The following is a 16,257-nucleotide window of genomic DNA, read 5'->3' as shown; positions in this document are numbered from 1 at the left end:
ACCGAAATTCCAACCATGCGAGACTCTCGTTCTGGCGCTATTTCTGCTTAGGGGGTCTGCCTGATTATGCTATCCGATAAGCGGACTCTACCGGACTCTGTGTGTGCGTCTGTTCAGCTGGCCTATTCGGTGAGGACCTGCTGTAGCGAAGCTAATGCCACGACGTCGCAATTCTCGCCCATATTGCGACGCGCTCTGGGGTCGCGAATAGGGATGTGGCCGGGCAACGGGTATTTCTCAGCGCCTCGCGGCGCGAAATCTGACCGCCTCGTAGATGGCGGTCTGCTGGTGCTCGTCGCGGACGGCGTGGCCCTGGCTCTGCGCTCGTACCGGATGGATTCATGACCGAGGCTGCCCCGAGCTCCTGCCGATCTCAACCGACGCAGCGCGCGCAACATAGCCGACGATCACCGGTTAGCCAAACCGGCGATGGTCAGGACTATTCAGGTGTTCGCCTCCGACTGTGCTTGGCGGTGGAGTCGTAGCGGACATGGGCCTCCGGGGCCCGCTTTGCTTCGTCCCTCACAGGAAGTGCTCCATGCCTACACGACCATTGCTCGACCCCCCGGCCGTGCCCGAACCCACGAGCGCTGTACGGACCTGCTTCCTCAGCGTCAAGGACGCTGCCGCGTACCTCGGCATTTCACCGCACACGCTTTATGTCTGGCGGCACCGACGGCAGGGGCCGCCGAGCTTCCGCTTGGGCCCCCGTGGCCGGGTCATGTATCGGCGCACAGCTCTCGACGCCTGGGTCGATGAGCAGGAAAGCGCAGACTCCCGCTCCAACCCTGCTCTGAGTCCGCTGAGTACACCTCCGCTGCGACGTAACCCCGGTGCTTGATGCCTCGAAGGGTTGTCGCGAGCCGTTTCGCTCCCTCGTGAAAGGAAACAAAGTTGGCCGGCTATATCGAGGATCGTTGGCTCAAAAAGAAGAAGGATCCGGTCACCGGGAGAAGGGAGAAGACCGCTCGCTACGGTAAGGGCAAGCGGTACAAGGTCGCCGGCGTGCCTGGGGTGCGAGACCGATCCTTTGACGTGCTGGAGGACGCCAAGGCGTGGCTTCGCCGCGCCGCTACGGACGAGGAGCGAGGTGAGTTCGTAGACCCGCGTGACGGGTCCATCATGCTGGCCGACTACATCGCGACGCACTGGGCACCGGGGCGAGGCGGTGCTCCGAAAACCAAGGACGGTCAGGAGCGTAGAACGCGTCTCCATATCGTCCCGTACCTGGGTCAGCTTCCGCTCAGGAGTATCGCCGCAACGGATCTGCGGGCGTTCATAACCAAGCTGGAGTCGACAGTCTTGTCGGTTGACTACCAGCGCGGCATCCTGTCCGAGCTTTCCTCCATTCTGGAAGCGGCCGTCGACGACAAGCGCCTCGTGCGCAACCCTATGCACGCGAAATCTGTGCGGTGGCCCAAGTCGCCGCGGGAGCGGCGCGACGCGTGGTCGATGGCTACGGCACTGCGGGTCCGCGATGCCATCAACGAGCGGAACAGGATCGCTGTCGTGGTCGGCCTGGGGTGCGGGCTCCGCCAGGGCGAGGTGTTCGGGCTGAGTCCTGAGGACGTCGACTATGTACGCGGCATGCTTCACGTTCGGCGCCAAGTGCAGGCGATTCACGGAAGGCTATACTTCGCCCTGCCGAAGGGGAAGAAGATCCGCACGGTGGATCTGCCCCCCTCGGTAGCCGAGGAACTCAAGCGTCACATCGAAGCGTTCCCGCCGGTAGAGGTAGAGCTGCCGTGGGGGAAGCCGGAGGGGGAGGGGGAGAAGTTCTCCCTGCTGCTCACCACGCGCTTCGGCAACGCCGTGGCGGTGAACACATGGAACACCTATACCTGGAAGCCCGCCTTGGCCAAGGCGGGAGTCATCCCGCCACGTGCCGAGGGGGCGAAAGCCTGGCAGTGGGCGGCGGCCCCGAAGGACGGTTTCCACGTGCTTCGGCACACCTACGCCTCGATCATGTTGGAAGCCGGAGAGTCCGTCGTGACCCTGGCTCGGTGGCTCGGACACTCCTCGCCGGCGATCACCCTCGGTTACTATGCTCACTTCATGCCGGAAGCTGGTAGCAAGGGGCGCGGCACCATCGACGGTCTGCTTGGGGAGCGGGGAGACCGGCTCGCCAGCCGAAACTCCCCAGATTCTCCCCAGCGCCGTTGACCGGTGATTTTTGCCTCTACGCCCCGGAGAGGTCGTCCGTGGATTGTAAGGCTGAAGAGATAGGTGGCCTGGGAAAGTGTTGGAAGAAGTCGTAGCGACCCGCTATGTCACACCCCTGCGGGAGGGTGGTTCACTTCCCGGGATCGTCGAGGCCGACGACCTGGGCACGTACGTCATGAAGTTCACCGGAGCCGGGCAGGGGCGCAAGACCCTCGTCGCGGAAGTCGTCTGCGGGGAGCTCGGCAGGAGGCTGGGGCTGCGCGTCCCCGAGCTCGTGGCCATCGAGCTCGACCCCGTCATCGGCCTCGCCGAGCCGGACCAGGAGGTCCAGGAGCTGCTCAAGGCGAGTGCCGGGCTGAACCTCGGTATGGACTACCTGCCCGGCTCCCTCGGCTTCGACCCGCTCGCCTACGAGGTGGACCCGGCCGAGGCCGGCCGGGTCGTCTGGTTCGACGCCCTGATCAACAACGTGGACCGGTCGTGGCGTAACCCCAACATGCTGGTCTGGCACGGTGATCCGTGGCTGATCGACCACGGGGCCACCATGATCTGGCACCACAACTGGCCGGGTGCCCGGGCCTCCGCGGCGAAGCCGTACAACGCCTCCGACCACGTCCTCGCGCCGTTCGCCCCCGACATCGCGGCGGCCGCCGCCGCACTGGCCCCGCTGGTCACCGAGGAACTGCTCACCGAGGTGGTCGCCCAGGTGCCCGACGTATGGCTGGAGGGCGAACCCGGCTTCGAGACCACCGACCGGCTGCGCCGGGCGTACGTGGAACCGCTGCTGGCGCGCGCCGGGAGCATCCACGAGCGGATCCTCATGGAGGAGCCCGCCGCGCCCCGGCCCTCCCAGGCCCCGGGCTGGCTCACCGAGCACCTCACCCCGTGGCCGCACCCCACGAAGAAGGACCGCGCCGCGCGGGCGGACACCGGACGGACCAGCAAGGACGGCGGCCGATGAACGAGCGCGATGTCTTCGAGTACGCGGTGCTGCGCGTCGTGCCCCGGGTCGAGCGCGGCGAGTGCTTCAACGCCGGTGTGCTCGTGTACTGCCGTGCCAGGTCCTTCGTCGCGGCCCGGATCCACCTGGACGAGCGCAAGCTGCTGGCGCTGGACCCGGCCGCCGACGTCGTCGGCGTGCGGGCCGCCCTGCGCGCGGTCGAGGGGGTCTGCCACGGAGGCGACGGCGCCGGCCAGGCGGCCGGTGACGACGCGGGCAGGCGGTTCCGCTGGCTGATCGCGCCGCGTTCCACGGTCGTCCAGCCGGGCGTCGTGCACAGCGGCCTCACCAGGGACCCGGAGGCCGAGGTCGAACGCCTGCTCGACGTGCTGGTGCGCTGACCGGAGGCGGGCGGCGCCGCCCGTGCCGTACGGGAGGCGGCGTCGCCGGGTGTGACATGCGCCCTGGTACCCGTGGGCCGTTGACACCGGGTGCCAGGGCTTCTAGCGTCTCGACTGCTGAAGGTACTAAGCGGTTGCTCAGCCATCGGGAACTTCCTGACGTCCGCTGAGCCGCTACCCCAAGGGCGAGGAGAACCAAGCATGTCCACCACCGAGCAGCGCGTCGCCATCGTGACGGGAGCGGCACGGGGCATCGGCGCCGCCACCGCCGTACGCCTGGCGGCCGAGGGCCGCGCCGTCGCCGTACTCGACCTCGACGAGGCGGCCTGCGGGGACACGGTCGACCGGATCACCGCCGCGGGCGGCACGGCGCTCGCCGTCGGCTGCGACGTGTCGGACAGCGCCCAGGTGGAGGCCGCCGTCGCGCGGGTCGCCGCCGAACTCGGCGCCCCGACGATCCTCGTCAACAACGCGGGCGTGCTCCGCGACAACCTGCTCTTCAAGATGAGCGAGGACGACTGGGACCTCGTGATGAACGTGCACCTCAAGGGCGCGTTCCTGATGGCGAAGGCCGTCCAGGCGCACATGGTGGAGGCCAAGTTCGGCCGGATCGTCTCGCTCTCCTCCTCCTCGGCGCTCGGCAACCGCGGCCAGGCCAACTACTCCGCGGTCAAGGCCGGTCTCCAGGGCCTCACCAAGACGCTGGCCAAGGAGCTCGGCAAGTTCGGCGTCACGGCCAACGCCGTCGCGCCCGGCTTCGTCGTCACCGAGATGACCGCGCAGACCGCGGCCCGGATCGGCATGGGCTTCGAGGAGTTCCAGGCCGCCGCGGCCACCCAGATCCCGGTGCAGCGCGTGGGCCGCCCGGAGGACATCGCCCACGCGATCGCCTTCTTCACGGGCGACGCCGCGGGCTTCGTCTCCGGCCAGGTCATGTACGTCGCCGGCGGACCGCTCAACTGACCCGGGAAGGGCGACGGACATCATGACTGCGCAGGACAGCGGCAAGGTCGCGCTCATCACGGGTGCCAGCCGCGGCATCGGCTTCGGGATCGCGCGGGCGCTGGTCGCCCGGGGCGACCGGGTCGTCATCACCGGCCGGGGCGAGGACGCGCTCAAGGAGGCGGTCGTCAGGCTCGGCGCCGACCGGGCCCTCGGGATCGCCGGCAAGGCGCACGACGAGGCGCACCGGGCCGAGGCCGTCGAGCGCGCCATGGAGACGTTCGGCCGCGTCGACTTCCTGGTCAACAACGCCGGTACGAACCCGGTCTTCGGCCCCATGGCCGACCTGGACCTGGGCGTCGCCCGCAAGGTCTACGAGACCAATGTGCTCTCGGCGCTCGGGTTCGCCCAGCTGACGTGGAAGGCCTGGCAGCGGGAGAACGGCGGGGCGATCGTCAACATCGCCTCCGTCGCCGGGATCTCCGCGTCGCCCTTCATCGGCGCCTACGGCATGAGCAAGGCCGCCCTGGTCAACTTGACCCTGCAACTGGCCCACGAGTTCGCGCCCGTCGTCCGGGTCAACGCGATCGCCCCGGCCGTGGTGAAGACCAAGTTCGCCGAAGCGCTGTACGAGGGCCGGGAGGCCGAGGCCGCCGCGGCCTATCCGCTCGGCCGCCTGGGCGTTCCCGAGGACATCGGGGGCGCGGCCGCCTTCCTCACCTCCGCCCAGTCCGACTGGGTCACCGGGCAGACCCTCGTGGTCGACGGCGGCATCTCCCTCAACGCCGGCGTCGGCTGAGAGGGGCCTGGACCGGTTTCTCCCCGATTGGGTCAAGTGCCCCGTCAGACCAAGGGATTGGCCTGGCGGGGCGCTGCGGTATGGTCTGCCGACCCATGGCTGATCGAGGAGCGTGCACGTGTTCTACCGGGCCAGTCTGCAGGCCGCTGCAGCCTTTGCTTCCCTTTCTTTGCTGGCAGGCTGCGGTCTGTTCTCCGACAGCGGTTCGGAGACCGACCAGCGGATAGCCGTCGGAACGACGAGCTCCCCCTCGACGCTCGATCCGGCCGCCGCCTGGGACGGCTCGTGGGAGCTGATGAGGAACGTCTTCCAGACCCTGGTGAGCTTCCCGACCGGTGCGACCAGCCCGGCGCCCGACGCGGCGGAGTCCTGCGACTTCACCGACCTCACGAGCACGGCCTACCGGTGCACCCTCCGCCAGGGCCTGAAGTTCTCCAACGGCGAGAAGATCGACGCCAAGGCCGTGAAGTACTCCATCGAGCGCATCCTGAAGATCAAGGTCAAGAGCGGTCCGGCCGGTCTCCTCGGCTCCCTCGACCATGTGGAGACCAAGGGCGAGGACACGGTCGTCTTCCACCTCAACAAGTCGGACGCGACCTTCCCGTTCATCCTGGCCACCCCGGCGATGTCCCTCGTCGCGCCCGGCGACTACCCCGCCGACACGATCCGCGACGACGGCAAGGTCACGGGCTCGGGCCCCTATCTCCTGGACTCCTACGAGACCGGGAAGAAGGCCGAGCTGACCAAGAACCCCGACTACAAGGGGTTCGCCAACCGCAAGAACGACGCGGTCACCATCCACTACTTCAAGGACTCCGCCCCCATGGTGGACGCCCTGAAGAAGGACGAGATCGACGCGACGTACCGCGGTCTGACCGCCGGGGAGGTCGTCGCCCTGGAGGACGGCAAGGCCGACGAGAAGGGCCTGCGGATCGTCGAGACCGTCGGCGCCGACATCCGCTTCCTCGTCTTCAACCCGAAGGACCCGGCCGCCGGGAAGCTCCCCGTCCGCCGGGCCATCGCGCAGCTGGTGGACCGCGACGCACTCGTCGCCAAGGTCTACCAGGGCACCGCCGAACCGCTGTACTCCATGGTTCCCAAGGGCATCGCCGGCCACACCACCAGCTTCTTCGACTCCTTCGGCGACCCGGACCGCAAGAAGGCCAAGGCGATCCTCGACGAAGCGGGCATCGACACCCCCGTCGCGATGACCTTCTGGTACACCACCGACCGCTACGGCTCCTCCACCGCCCCCGAGTTCGCCGAGCTGAAGCGCCAGCTGGAGGACTCCGGGCTGTTCGAGATCAAGCTGAAGAGCGCGCCGTGGTCGGCCTTCCAGGAGGGCTTCAGCAAGGGCGAGTACCCGGTCTTCGGCCGGGGCTGGTTCCCCGACTTCCCGGACCCGGACAACTTCATCGCCCCGTTCGTCGGCAAGGACAGCGTCACCGGCACCCCCTACGCGGCCGACGAGATCACCCGGCAGCTGCTGCCGGAGTCCCGCAAGGAGAGCGACCGCGGAGCCGTCTCCACGCAGTTCAAGCGGGCCCAGGAGATCCTCGTCGAGGACGTGCGGCTGCTGCCGCTGTGGCAGGGCAAGCTCTACGTCGCGTCGGGCGACGACATCGGCGGCGGCGAGCGCGCCCTGGACCCGCAGACCGTCATGCAGTTGTGGGAGCTGTACCGCAAGGCCAGCTGGTAGGGGGCGGGAACGGCTCGGGCGGCCGGGTTGTCAGTGGTGCCCGGTAGGTTCTGTGAACAAGAACCGATTGCTCACCGGAGGTTGTGGACGTGACCGACACCGACCTGCTGCCCGAGTCCTGGCGCGGCGTCCTAGGCGAAGAGCTGCAGAAGCCGTACGTCAAGGAGCTCATGGACTTCGTCGAGGAGGAGCGGGCCAAGGGGCCGGTGTATCCCCCGCGCGAGCAGGTGTTCGCCGCGCTGGAGGCGACACCGTTCGACCGGGTGAAGGTGCTCGTCCTCGGCCAGGACCCGTACCACGGCGAGGGGCAGGGGCACGGGCTCTGCTTCTCGGTCCGGCCCGGAGTCAAGACGCCCCCCTCGCTGCGCAACATCTACAAGGAGATGAACGACGAGCTGGGACTGCCGGTCCCGGACAACGGATACCTCATGCCGTGGGCCGAGCAGGGTGTCCTCCTGCTCAACGCGGTGCTGACGGTCCGGGGCGGTGAGGCCAATTCGCACAAGTCCAAGGGCTGGGAGAAGGTCACCGACGCGGTGATCCGTGCCGTGGCCGACCGGCCCGACCCGGCGGTCTTCGTCCTCTGGGGCAACTACGCGCAGAAGAAGATCCCGCTGATCGACCCGGAGCGGCATGTGATCGTGAAGGGCGCGCACCCCTCGCCGCTCTCCGCGAAGAAGTGGTTCGGCTCCCGCCCCTTCACCCGGATAAACGAGGGCGTGGCGGCCCAGGGTCACGAGCCCATCGACTGGCGGATCCCCGACCTGGGCTGACGGCTCCGGAGCGGACGACGGCTCCGGCCCGCGCCTCTGCGGGATTGCGGGCGGCTGCGGCTAGCGTCTGACCGACCGGAACAGGCCGGACCGCCCTCAGGGAGACCTCTGTCGTGGAGCAGCAGGAAGCGTCGAAGGACGTCGTCATGACCAGGATCGGCCAGGCGGTCATGCTGCTGCACGGAGGGGACCGGGAGGAGGCCCGCAACCGCTTCGGTGTCCTGTGGGCGGAGATCGGGGAGTGCGGCGGCGCCCTGCACCGCTGCACCCTCGCCCACTACATGGCCGACACCCAGGACGACCCGGAGGACGAGCTGGCCTGGGACCTGCGCGCGCTGGCCTCCGCCCAGGGGCTCACCGGGAGCGGTGCGACCGGCGCCGGGACCGCCCCCGGCGCCGGTGCTCGGGGCGACGAGGGGGCCTCGGGCGGTACCGGAGCCTCGTGCGGTACCGGTGTGTCGGATGGTGCGGGGTGCTCGGGCGGTGCCGCGGTCCGGGGCGGTACGGGTGTGCCGGGCGGCGAGGGGGGTGCTGAGCACCGGGACGCGCACGCGGTGCGGGCCTTCCTTCCGTCCCTGCACCTCGCCCTCGCGGCGGACTACTTCAGGCTACGGAGGTTCGAGGCGGCCCGCACGCACCTGGACCGGGGGTGGGAAGCCCTGGGCACGCTCGACGACGACGGTTACGGGGACGGGGTGCGCACGGCCCTGGGGCGGCTGGAGCGGCGGATGCGGGGGAGCGGCGCCGGACGGTGACGGGGGTGGGCGAGGCGGTGACCGGGGGGAAGGTGAGGGGCGACCGGAGAAGGCGAGGGGCGGGTGACGGGGCGGTCCGCCGGGACCGGGCCGGGCCTCAGACGCCCGTCGCGCCGTCGATCCGTTCCCGCACGAGGTCGGCGTGACCGTTGTGCCGGGCGTACTCCTCGATCATGTGCACGTAGATCCAGCGGAGGGTGAACGGCTCCCCCTTCCTGCCGACGCCCACCGACACGTCGTCGAGGCCGTACCTCGCGACGTTGGCCCTGGCGGCCTCGATCTCCGCCAGCCATGTGGTCCTGGCCTCTTCCCAGCTGTCCGCCCCGGTGAGGTGCCACTCCCTGTCCGGATCCTCCTCGGTGCCGTAGAGCGGCGCCAGCTCCTCCCCGGCCAGGATCTCGCGGAACCAGCCGCGCTCGTTCTCCGCGAGGTGGCGTACGAGGCCGAGCAGGGTGAAGGCGGACGGAGGCACCGACGCCTCGCGGAGCTGGTCGTCGGTCAGGCCCTCGCACTTGCTCAGCAGGGTCGCCCGGTGGTAGTCCAGCCAGCCCTCCAGCATGGGGCGTTCGCCGGCGTCGAGGGCGGGGGTGGAGCGTTCGTCTGTCGTCATGCCGGTCATCGTCGCCCACGAAGGACCGCCGGGCCAGCGGTTATGTGCCGTCCGCCCTCTCCCGCCTCGGCCCCGCGCTCGTCCCGCGGACGATCGGCGGCCTCGCCGACCGGCGCCCGCCGGGGCGCACGTATGCTGCCGGGACCACAGGCGGGCAGGGGACGCGGCCGTGAGACGGCCGCGACGAGGGCTACAGGGAGACACGCGTGAAGGTCGGCTGCATCGGGCTCGGCGACATCGCACAGAAGGCGTACCTGCCGGTACTGACGGCGCTGCCGGGGATCGAGCCGCACCTCCAGACCCGCAACGCGACCACCCTGTCGGAGGTCGCCGCCGCCCACCGGATCCCGGCCGGCCAGTGCCACGGTGACCTCGACGCGCTGCTGGCCGTGGGCCTGGACGCGGCCTTCGTGCACGCGGCGACCCGCGCCCACCCGGAGATCGTCGCCCGGCTGCTGGAGGCCGGGGTGCCCACCTACGTGGACAAGCCGCTCGCCTACGAACTGGCCGACTCCGAGCGGCTGGTGGCTCTCGCCGAGGAACGCGGCACCAGCCTCGCGGTCGGCTTCAACCGGCGGCTCGCCCCGTCCTACGCCCAGTGCGCCGACCACCCGCGCGATCTGATCCTCATGCAGAAGAACCGGGTCGGCCTCCCCGAGGAGCCGCGCACCCTGGTCCTCGACGACTTCATCCACGTCGTGGACACCCTGCGCTTCCTGGTCCCGGGCCCGGTCACCGGCACCATCGTGCGCGGCCGGATGGTGGAGGGCCTGATGCACCACGTGGTGCTCCAGCTCTCCGGCGACGGCTTCACGGCGATCGGCACGATGAACCGGCTGAGCGGTTCCACCGAGGAGATCCTGGAGGTGTCGGGACAGGACACCAAACGCCAGGTCCTCAACCTCGCGGACGTCGTCGACCACAAGGGCCAGCCCACCCTGCGGCGGCGCGGCGACTGGGTGCCGGTCGCCCGCCAGCGCGGCATCGAGCAGTGCGTGCTGTCCTTCCTCGACGCGGTGCGGGCCGGTGAAATCCTCAGCGCCCAGGACGCGCTGGAGACCCACCGGCTGTGTGAGCGCGTGGTCCGCGACGTCCTGGAGCAGATGTCCTGAGCGCGCCCGCCCCCGCGGCGGCGAGGAAGCCGGCCAGCACCGCCAGAGCGCCGTACACCGGCCAGGCGCCCAGCCGGACGTAGAGCGTGGTCCCCCGGGCCAGCGGTACGTCGTACACGGCGGCCCCGCTCGCGCCCGTGCCGAGGGGCGTGCCCACCCGTTCGCCCTCCGGGCCGTACACCGCGCTGACACCCGTGAGGGTCGCGTGCACCATCGGGCGCCCGCTCTCGGCCGCCCGCAGCGCCCCGAGCGAGGCGTGCTGGGCCGGTGCCCAGCTGTGCTGGAACGTCGAGGTGGACGACTGCGCGACCAGCACCTGGGCGCCGTCGCGCACCAGATGCCGGCTCATGTCGGGGAACGCCGTCTCGAAGCACACCAGCGGACCGATCCGCGGCCCGCCCCCGTCCGCCAGGTCCATCACCACCGGTGCCTCACCGCGCAACCGGTCCTCACCCGCCGCCTTGCCCACCGACGTCGCCCAGCCGAGCAACGCGCGGGCCGGGACGTACTCACCGAACGGCACCAGGCGCATCTTGTCGTACCGGTCACCGGTGGGTCCGTCCGGTCCCACCAGGACCGCCGACTTGAAGATGCCGGTGCGGTCCGGTCCGTCGGTGCGCCGGGCGTCCATGTTCACCAGCACATCCGCACCGACCTGGCGGGAGAGCTCCGTGAGCCGGGCCGAGGTCCCGGGGCTGCGCGTCAGGTCCACGCCGACGCTGCTCTCGCCCCACACCACGAGGTCGACGCCCCGGTCCGCGAGCTTACGGGTCAGCTCCTCGCTCCGCGCGAACCGGCGTTCGATGCTGCCGGGGCCTTCGATCACCCCGGGCTGTACGACGGCCACCCTCGTCGTCCCGGCGCTCTCGGGCCGGGGCGCCCAGGTCCAGATCGCCCCCACCCCCAGGGCGCACACCACCAGGGACGCGAGCGCCGCCGTACGCTCCGCCGCCGTGCCCACGAGCTGGGCGACCGCGGTGTTCACGGCCACCACGAGCAGGCTGACCAGCCACACACCGCCCACCGACGCCGTACGCAGCGCGGGGGCGAACTCCCACTGGCTCGCGCCCAGCAGCCCCCACGGACCGCCCAGCCCCTCCCACGAGCGGACCAGCTCGATCATCAGCCACCCGGACGGCACCACGGCCACGGCCGCCACCGAGCGCCCGGCGGACGGGGCCCCGCCGAGCAGCCGGGAGACGAGCAGCCCCCAGGGGGCCCACAGCAGACCGAGCAGCGCCGCCAGCACCAGGATGAACACATGCAGGCTCGGCATCAGCCAGTGGTGCACGGCGAGCACGAAACCGGTGCCGCCCAGCCAGCCGTCGAGAGCCGCGCGTCGCCCGGTGTCCGCCGACCGGATCAGCAGCAGCCAGGGCACCAGCGCGACGTACGCCAGCCACCAGAGCGACGGGGCGGGAAAGGCCAGGGCGGGCAGGGCGCCCGCCAGGAGAGCGGCGGCGCCGCGCCCGGTCCGCGTCCCCAGCACCCGGCGTGCGCCCGGCACGCGGCCACGCGATCCGTCCCGGCCCGCCTCCGGACCGCCCACGGACCGGTCCGGGTTCGCCACCGGACCGTCCGGATCCGCCGGAAGCCGTCCGCGCATCAGCATGCCGTGCCCTCCTCGCCCCTGCCGCCGGCCGGTGTCCATGGGGCACGCCCCGGCCCCCGCCGGGTCCGTGGTCGGCGGTTCACGGACGCCCCGTGAGCCCCGTACCCGCGAGCGGTCGGCATTCCACCCGCGGGATCCCAGTGTGCGGGACACCGGCGTCCGGGGTGCGGGCCGCGCGGGCGCGCCGCCGCCTCAGCAGGGGACGACGGCCACCGGGCCCAGGGCGTGCGTCACCGTCGTCTGCGCCACCGGGGAGAGCCCGAGCCCCAGCGACTCGCCGCCCTTGCGCCGCCCGACCACGGTCAGCGCGGCCGTGGCCGACGCGGTCACCAGGGTGCGCGACGCCGAACCGCTGACCGGTTCGCGTACGACTTCCACCTGCGGGTACTTCTCGGTCCAGCCCGCGGTGAGCTCCATGAGGGTGCGCCGGGCCGACTCCGCGGCGGCCGCCCGGTCGAGGACGGGACCGCCGGACAGCATCGAGGAGAACATCGTCCAGCCGTGCACGAGCCGCAGCCGGGCGCCCGGCCGGGAGGCCGCCGCGTCGAAGGCGAACTCCAGGACCGCCTCGCTGCTCTCGTCGGCGGCCACCCCCGCCGCGACGTCCGGGAACGTCTCGGCCGCCTCCACCTCGTCCTCGTCGGTCCGCCCACTGTGGACGACCACCACCGGGCACTGCGCCATCGAGGCGGTCGCCAGACTGTTGGAGCCGATCAGCAGCGACCGGAACCCGCCGAGCCCCCGGGAACCCACGACCACCATCGAGGCGTCCCGGCTGAGCGAGACCAGTGCGGCCGAGGGGAAGTCCTGCGGGGCCAGCGTGGACGTGGGGAGCGCGGGCGCGAGGTCCGAGATCCGCCGCTCGGCCCGGCCGAGCAACTCCTGCGCCTGAGCGAGCTGCACCTCCTCGTCGGTACGCCGGGTCAGCGGCCTGACGTGCACGATCAGCAACGGCAGGGAGCGCCGTACGGCCTCCAGGGCGGCCCAGTCGAGCGCCTCCCAGCTGTGCGAGGAACCGTCGACGGCGGCGATCACGGGAAGGTCGTGGGCGGTCATGCGTGCCTCCAGGCGCCGGTGGGAGATCTCCCGGACCCGGACCGCTTCGTGGGCGACGCCCGGACGCGGGGGGTCACCGGCGATTATCACCCGAGGGCCCGCGCCCCGGCCTGGCGGCCCGGACCCGGTGGCTTCAGGGCGCACCCACGAGGGGGTCCAGCGACGGCGCCAGAACCGGGGCGAGCGCCTCGGCGTACGCCTCCGAGAGGTGGCTCTCGTCGCGGTAGACGGCGGTGTCCCCGACGACCACGGGGCAGACGCCGGTGCGCGGGACGCAGAGCCAGGAGGTGGGGTCGATGACCGTGGTGCCCGTGGTGGAGGCGGCGGCGCGGACGGCGTGGCCGCGGGCCGGGTCGCGGACCGCGTCCGGCAAGCGGTGTGCGCAGGCGCGCAGGCGCAGGGAGTTCCTGGCGGCGCAGTCGACCGGGTCGCCTCTGGGCCACGGGGTGTCGAGCAGGGCGGCGACCCGGGCGCCGGACGCGCCCAGTTCGCGGAAGGTGCTCTCGAAGCCGGTGGTCCACTGACGGACGGGGTCGGCGGCGGGAGAGGCCGGCTCGCCCGCGTCCGAGGAGGAGACGACGACCAGGGCGGGACGCAGTGCCCTGATCCTCGCCATGGCGTCGGAGCGCCACGCGTCGCAGGCGGCGTACGGCTTGTGGCCGCGTACGAGGGTCACACGGGCGGCCTTGCAGGATGCCTTCGTCAGCGACACCAGCTTCCAGCCGCGCGCGGTCGCGAGCCGTCGCAGGGCCGGGAACCACTGGGCCGCGTGGGAGTCGCCGAAGAGGACGACCGTGCGCGAGGACGTCCGGTCACCGTAGACGCAGGGCCGGGTGCGGGTGGCGGCGTAGTCGACGTGGCAGCCGTCGCGGTAGACCGCGGAGCGGGCGGCCTTCACCTCGGACAGGGGCGGAGCGAGGTTGTCCGGCAGGGCGGTGGGGGAGGACGCCAGGAGCCCGGCGAGACGCTCCCGTGGGGCCGGTGCGTCCAGGAGGGCCCGCGCCAACGCGGGCCCGGGGCCGCCCACCTCGATCGTCGGCGGGATCGTCGTCGCCGCCAGGGACAGCGCCGAGGCACCCGCGGTGAGCACCGCCCCCAGGGCCAGAGCGCGACGAGGGCGCCCGCGGAAGGCCCGGTGGAAGCGGACAGGGTCCTCGACGAGACGCAGGGTCAGCCAGGCCAGGCCCAGCGCCGCCGCGGACAAGCCGAGCGCGTACGGCACTCCGGGGGTGCCGTCGGCGCTGCCCAGCGCCGCCGGGACCACGACCAGCAGCGGCCAGTGCCACAGGTACCAGCCGTACGAGAGTCCGCCGAGCCACACCAGCGGGCGCCGCCCCAGTAGCCACCCCGCGCCGTGCGGGGCGGGCGCGCACCCGCCGGCCAGGACGAGCGCGGTGCCGACGACCGGCAGGAGGGCGTGGTGGCCGGGGTAGGGCGTCCCGTCGTCGTACCGGACCGCCGCCAGCATGACGCAGGCCAGGCCGAGCCAGCCCAGCGGGGCCGCGAGGGCGGCGGGCAGGCGTTCCAGCCGACCGGTGGACAGCGCCAGGAGCGCACCGGCGCCCAGTTCCCAGACCCGGGTGAGGGAGCCGAAGTACGCCCAGGGCGCCGAGGAGTCCGTCAGCAGGACGCTCGCCGCGAACGAGGCCAGGCACAGCACCCCGAGCGGGACCGCGACCGGTCGGCGCCGTCCTCGGGCGACCCGCCAGGTGAGCAGCAGGAGCAGCGGCCACACCAGGTAGAACTGCTCCTCCACGGCGAGCGACCAGAAGTGCTGGAAAGGCGACGGCGGGCCGTCCTGGGCGAGATAGTCGGTACCGGCCGCCGCCAGCCGGAAGTTGACCACGTACAGCGTGCCGGCGAGGGCGTCCCCGGCGTACTCGGCGACCCGCGCCTTCGAGAGGAACAGCCAAGCCCCGCCCAGCGTGACGGCGATGACCAGCGAGGACGCGGGAAGCAGCCGCAGTGCCCGGCGGGCGTAGAAGGAACGGACCGACACCCGGCCGGTGGCGGTGAGTTCGCGCAGCAGCAGTGACGTGATGAGGAAGCCGGAGATCACGAAGAAGACGTCGACACCGACGTAACCGCCGCCGATCTGGGACACACCGGCGTGCGAGAGCACCACCAGCCCGACGGCGACCGCGCGCAGCCCCTGGACGTCGAGCCGGAGGACGTGTCCTTCGGACGGCGCGGATCCGCCGCTCGCCGGGACGGTCCGTATCTCGGCGGATGTGATGCCAGGCATCAGGGGGTGCCTCCTCGGGCGGCTGACACGCTTCGCCCGGGAAGATCTGTCCGCCGCCCCCCGGGGTTCCGCCCCCGGCGCGCCGGCGCGAAGGTTCACCCACGCGAAACCCTCGGTTCACCCGCTTTCAGCCCGGTGACGGGGGCCCCGGCCGAAGGGTCTCGCCCGTCCCGGGAGACGGGGCGTCAGCCCGCCGACTCGCCCGCGTGCGGGCTCAGCACACCGGCCGAGACCAGGGCGAAGAGGAGGATGCCCAGGAGCACCCGGTAGATGACGAACGGCATGAAGCTCTTCGTGGTGATGAACTTCATGAACCACGCGATGACCGCGTACCCGACCGCGAACGCGATGACGGTCGCGAAGATGGTCGGCGGCCAGGAGACGTGCCCCTCGCCGGCGTCCTTCAGCTCGTACACGCCCGAGGCGAGCACCGCGGGAACCGCCAGCAGGAAGGAGTAACGGGCCGCCGCCTCACGGGTGTACCCCATGAGCAGACCACCGCTGATCGTGGCGCCCGAGCGGGAGACACCCGGGATGAGCGCCATCGCCTGGCAGAAGCCGAAGATCAGACCGTCCTTGACGCCCAGCTCCTTGAGGGTCTTGCGCTCCTTGATCGCCCGGTGCTTGCCACCCGTCTCGTCGCGGGCCGCGAGACGGTCCGCGACACCGAGGACGACGCCCAGGACGATCAGCGTGGTCGCGATCAGCCGCAGGTCACGGAAGGGGCCCTCGATCTGGTCCTTGAGCGTGATGCCCAGCACCCCGATGGGCACCGACCCGATGATGACCAGCCAGCCCATCTTGGCGTCGTGGTCGGCGCGCATCGAGCGGTCCGTCAGCGAACGGAACCACGCCGAAAGGATCCTGCCGATGTCCTTGCGGAAGTAGATGAGGACCGCGGCCTCCGTACCGATCTGCGTGATGGCGGTGAACGCCGCACCCGGGTCGTGCCAGCCCGCGAACGCGGCGGTCAGCCGCAGATGCGCGCTGGAGGAGATCGGCAGGAACTCGGTCAGTCCCTGAACGAGGCCCAGGACGAATGATTCGAACCAGCTCATGGGGCTTTGGCCATCCCGGAAGTGCTCGTGCAACGGGCGGACGGGCACGGAGGCCGTCAGCAGCGTGCGGATGTGGTCAGAAAAGGGGACGG

The 16,257-nt window shown here is 71.3% G+C and carries 15 protein-coding genes; 10 read left to right on the top strand and 5 right to left on the bottom strand.

Annotated features, from left to right (window positions below):
* Positions 1-490: 490 nt before the first annotated feature.
* The 9 genes from B9S64_RS02410 (at position 491) to B9S64_RS02370 (ending at position 8,472) form a co-directional block, all read left to right on the top strand.
* A complete protein-coding gene (locus B9S64_RS02410; RefSeq protein WP_308460777.1) occupies positions 491-841 on the top strand; it encodes a helix-turn-helix domain-containing protein in 351 nt (116 codons plus the stop codon).
* A 194-nt stretch (positions 842-1,035) separates the two neighbouring features.
* Positions 1,036-2,163 carry a site-specific integrase gene (locus B9S64_RS02405; protein ID WP_103493639.1) on the top strand — a complete coding sequence of 376 codons (1,128 nt, stop codon included), beginning with the start codon at positions 1,036-1,038 and terminating at the stop codon, positions 2,161-2,163.
* A 76-nt stretch (positions 2,164-2,239) separates the two neighbouring features.
* Positions 2,240-3,124, top strand: a complete 885-nt coding sequence (locus tag B9S64_RS02400) for a HipA family kinase (protein WP_181012440.1) — start codon at positions 2,240-2,242, stop codon at positions 3,122-3,124.
* Positions 3,121-3,504: a DUF3037 domain-containing protein gene (locus tag B9S64_RS02395; RefSeq protein ID WP_103493583.1), complete on the top strand. Its 384-nt coding sequence runs from the start codon at positions 3,121-3,123 to the stop codon at positions 3,502-3,504. Before B9S64_RS02400 ends, B9S64_RS02395 begins: the two co-directional genes overlap by 4 nt.
* A 201-nt stretch (positions 3,505-3,705) precedes the next feature.
* Positions 3,706-4,467, top strand: a complete 762-nt coding sequence (gene fabG / locus B9S64_RS02390; protein WP_103493582.1) for a 3-oxoacyl-ACP reductase FabG — start codon at positions 3,706-3,708, stop codon at positions 4,465-4,467.
* Positions 4,468-4,489: 22 nt separating this feature from the next.
* Positions 4,490-5,245, top strand: a complete 756-nt coding sequence (locus tag B9S64_RS02385) for an SDR family oxidoreductase (RefSeq protein WP_103493581.1) — start codon at positions 4,490-4,492, stop codon at positions 5,243-5,245.
* A 118-nt stretch (positions 5,246-5,363) separates the two neighbouring features.
* Complete coding sequence (locus B9S64_RS02380; RefSeq protein ID WP_103493580.1) at positions 5,364-6,944, top strand: ABC transporter substrate-binding protein; 1,581 nt, start codon at positions 5,364-5,366, stop codon at positions 6,942-6,944.
* 89 nt (positions 6,945-7,033) lie between these two features.
* On the top strand, positions 7,034-7,717 hold the full coding sequence (locus tag B9S64_RS02375) for a uracil-DNA glycosylase (RefSeq protein WP_103493637.1): 684 nt from the start codon (positions 7,034-7,036) through the stop codon (positions 7,715-7,717).
* 113 nt (positions 7,718-7,830) lie between these two features.
* On the top strand, positions 7,831-8,472 hold the full coding sequence (locus B9S64_RS02370) for a hypothetical protein (RefSeq protein ID WP_103493579.1): 642 nt from the start codon (positions 7,831-7,833) through the stop codon (positions 8,470-8,472).
* Between the two features lie 97 nt (positions 8,473-8,569).
* Here B9S64_RS02370 and B9S64_RS02365 read toward each other — a convergent pair whose 3' ends face one another.
* Entirely contained in the window at positions 8,570-9,082 is a 513-nt protein-coding gene (locus B9S64_RS02365) for a DinB family protein (RefSeq protein ID WP_103493578.1), read from the bottom strand.
* Positions 9,083-9,288: 206 nt separating this feature from the next.
* On the opposite strand from B9S64_RS02365, the gene B9S64_RS02360 reads away from it, so the two are divergent.
* Entirely contained in the window at positions 9,289-10,194 is a 906-nt protein-coding gene (locus B9S64_RS02360; protein ID WP_103493577.1) for a Gfo/Idh/MocA family protein, read from the top strand.
* Here B9S64_RS02360 and lnt read toward each other — a convergent pair.
* The 4 genes from lnt to B9S64_RS02340 form a co-directional block, all read right to left on the bottom strand.
* Entirely contained in the window at positions 10,118-11,806 is a 1,689-nt protein-coding gene (gene lnt / locus B9S64_RS02355) for an apolipoprotein N-acyltransferase (protein WP_258038040.1), read from the bottom strand. The genes B9S64_RS02360 and lnt overlap by 77 nt on opposite strands.
* Before the next feature lie 192 nt (positions 11,807-11,998).
* Positions 11,999-12,862, bottom strand: coding sequence for a universal stress protein (locus tag B9S64_RS02350; RefSeq protein ID WP_103493576.1), 864 nt, complete (start codon positions 12,860-12,862; stop codon positions 11,999-12,001).
* Positions 12,863-12,995: 133 nt separating this feature from the next.
* On the bottom strand, positions 12,996-15,107 hold the full coding sequence (locus tag B9S64_RS02345) for an acyltransferase family protein (protein WP_103493575.1): 2,112 nt from the start codon (positions 15,105-15,107) through the stop codon (positions 12,996-12,998).
* Between the two features lie 185 nt (positions 15,108-15,292).
* Positions 15,293-16,165 carry an undecaprenyl-diphosphate phosphatase gene (locus B9S64_RS02340; RefSeq protein ID WP_103493574.1) on the bottom strand — a complete coding sequence of 291 codons (873 nt, stop codon included), beginning with the start codon at positions 16,163-16,165 and terminating at the stop codon, positions 15,293-15,295.
* Positions 16,166-16,257 lie beyond the last annotated feature (92 nt).

Origin of the sequence: Streptomyces sp. SM18 (assembly GCF_002910775.2) — a bacterium.
GTDB classification, from domain to species: domain Bacteria; phylum Actinomycetota; class Actinomycetes; order Streptomycetales; family Streptomycetaceae; genus Streptomyces; species Streptomyces halstedii.
Note: the sequence above shows the minus strand (reverse complement) of the source record. Positions and strands in the feature narration are given on the sequence as shown.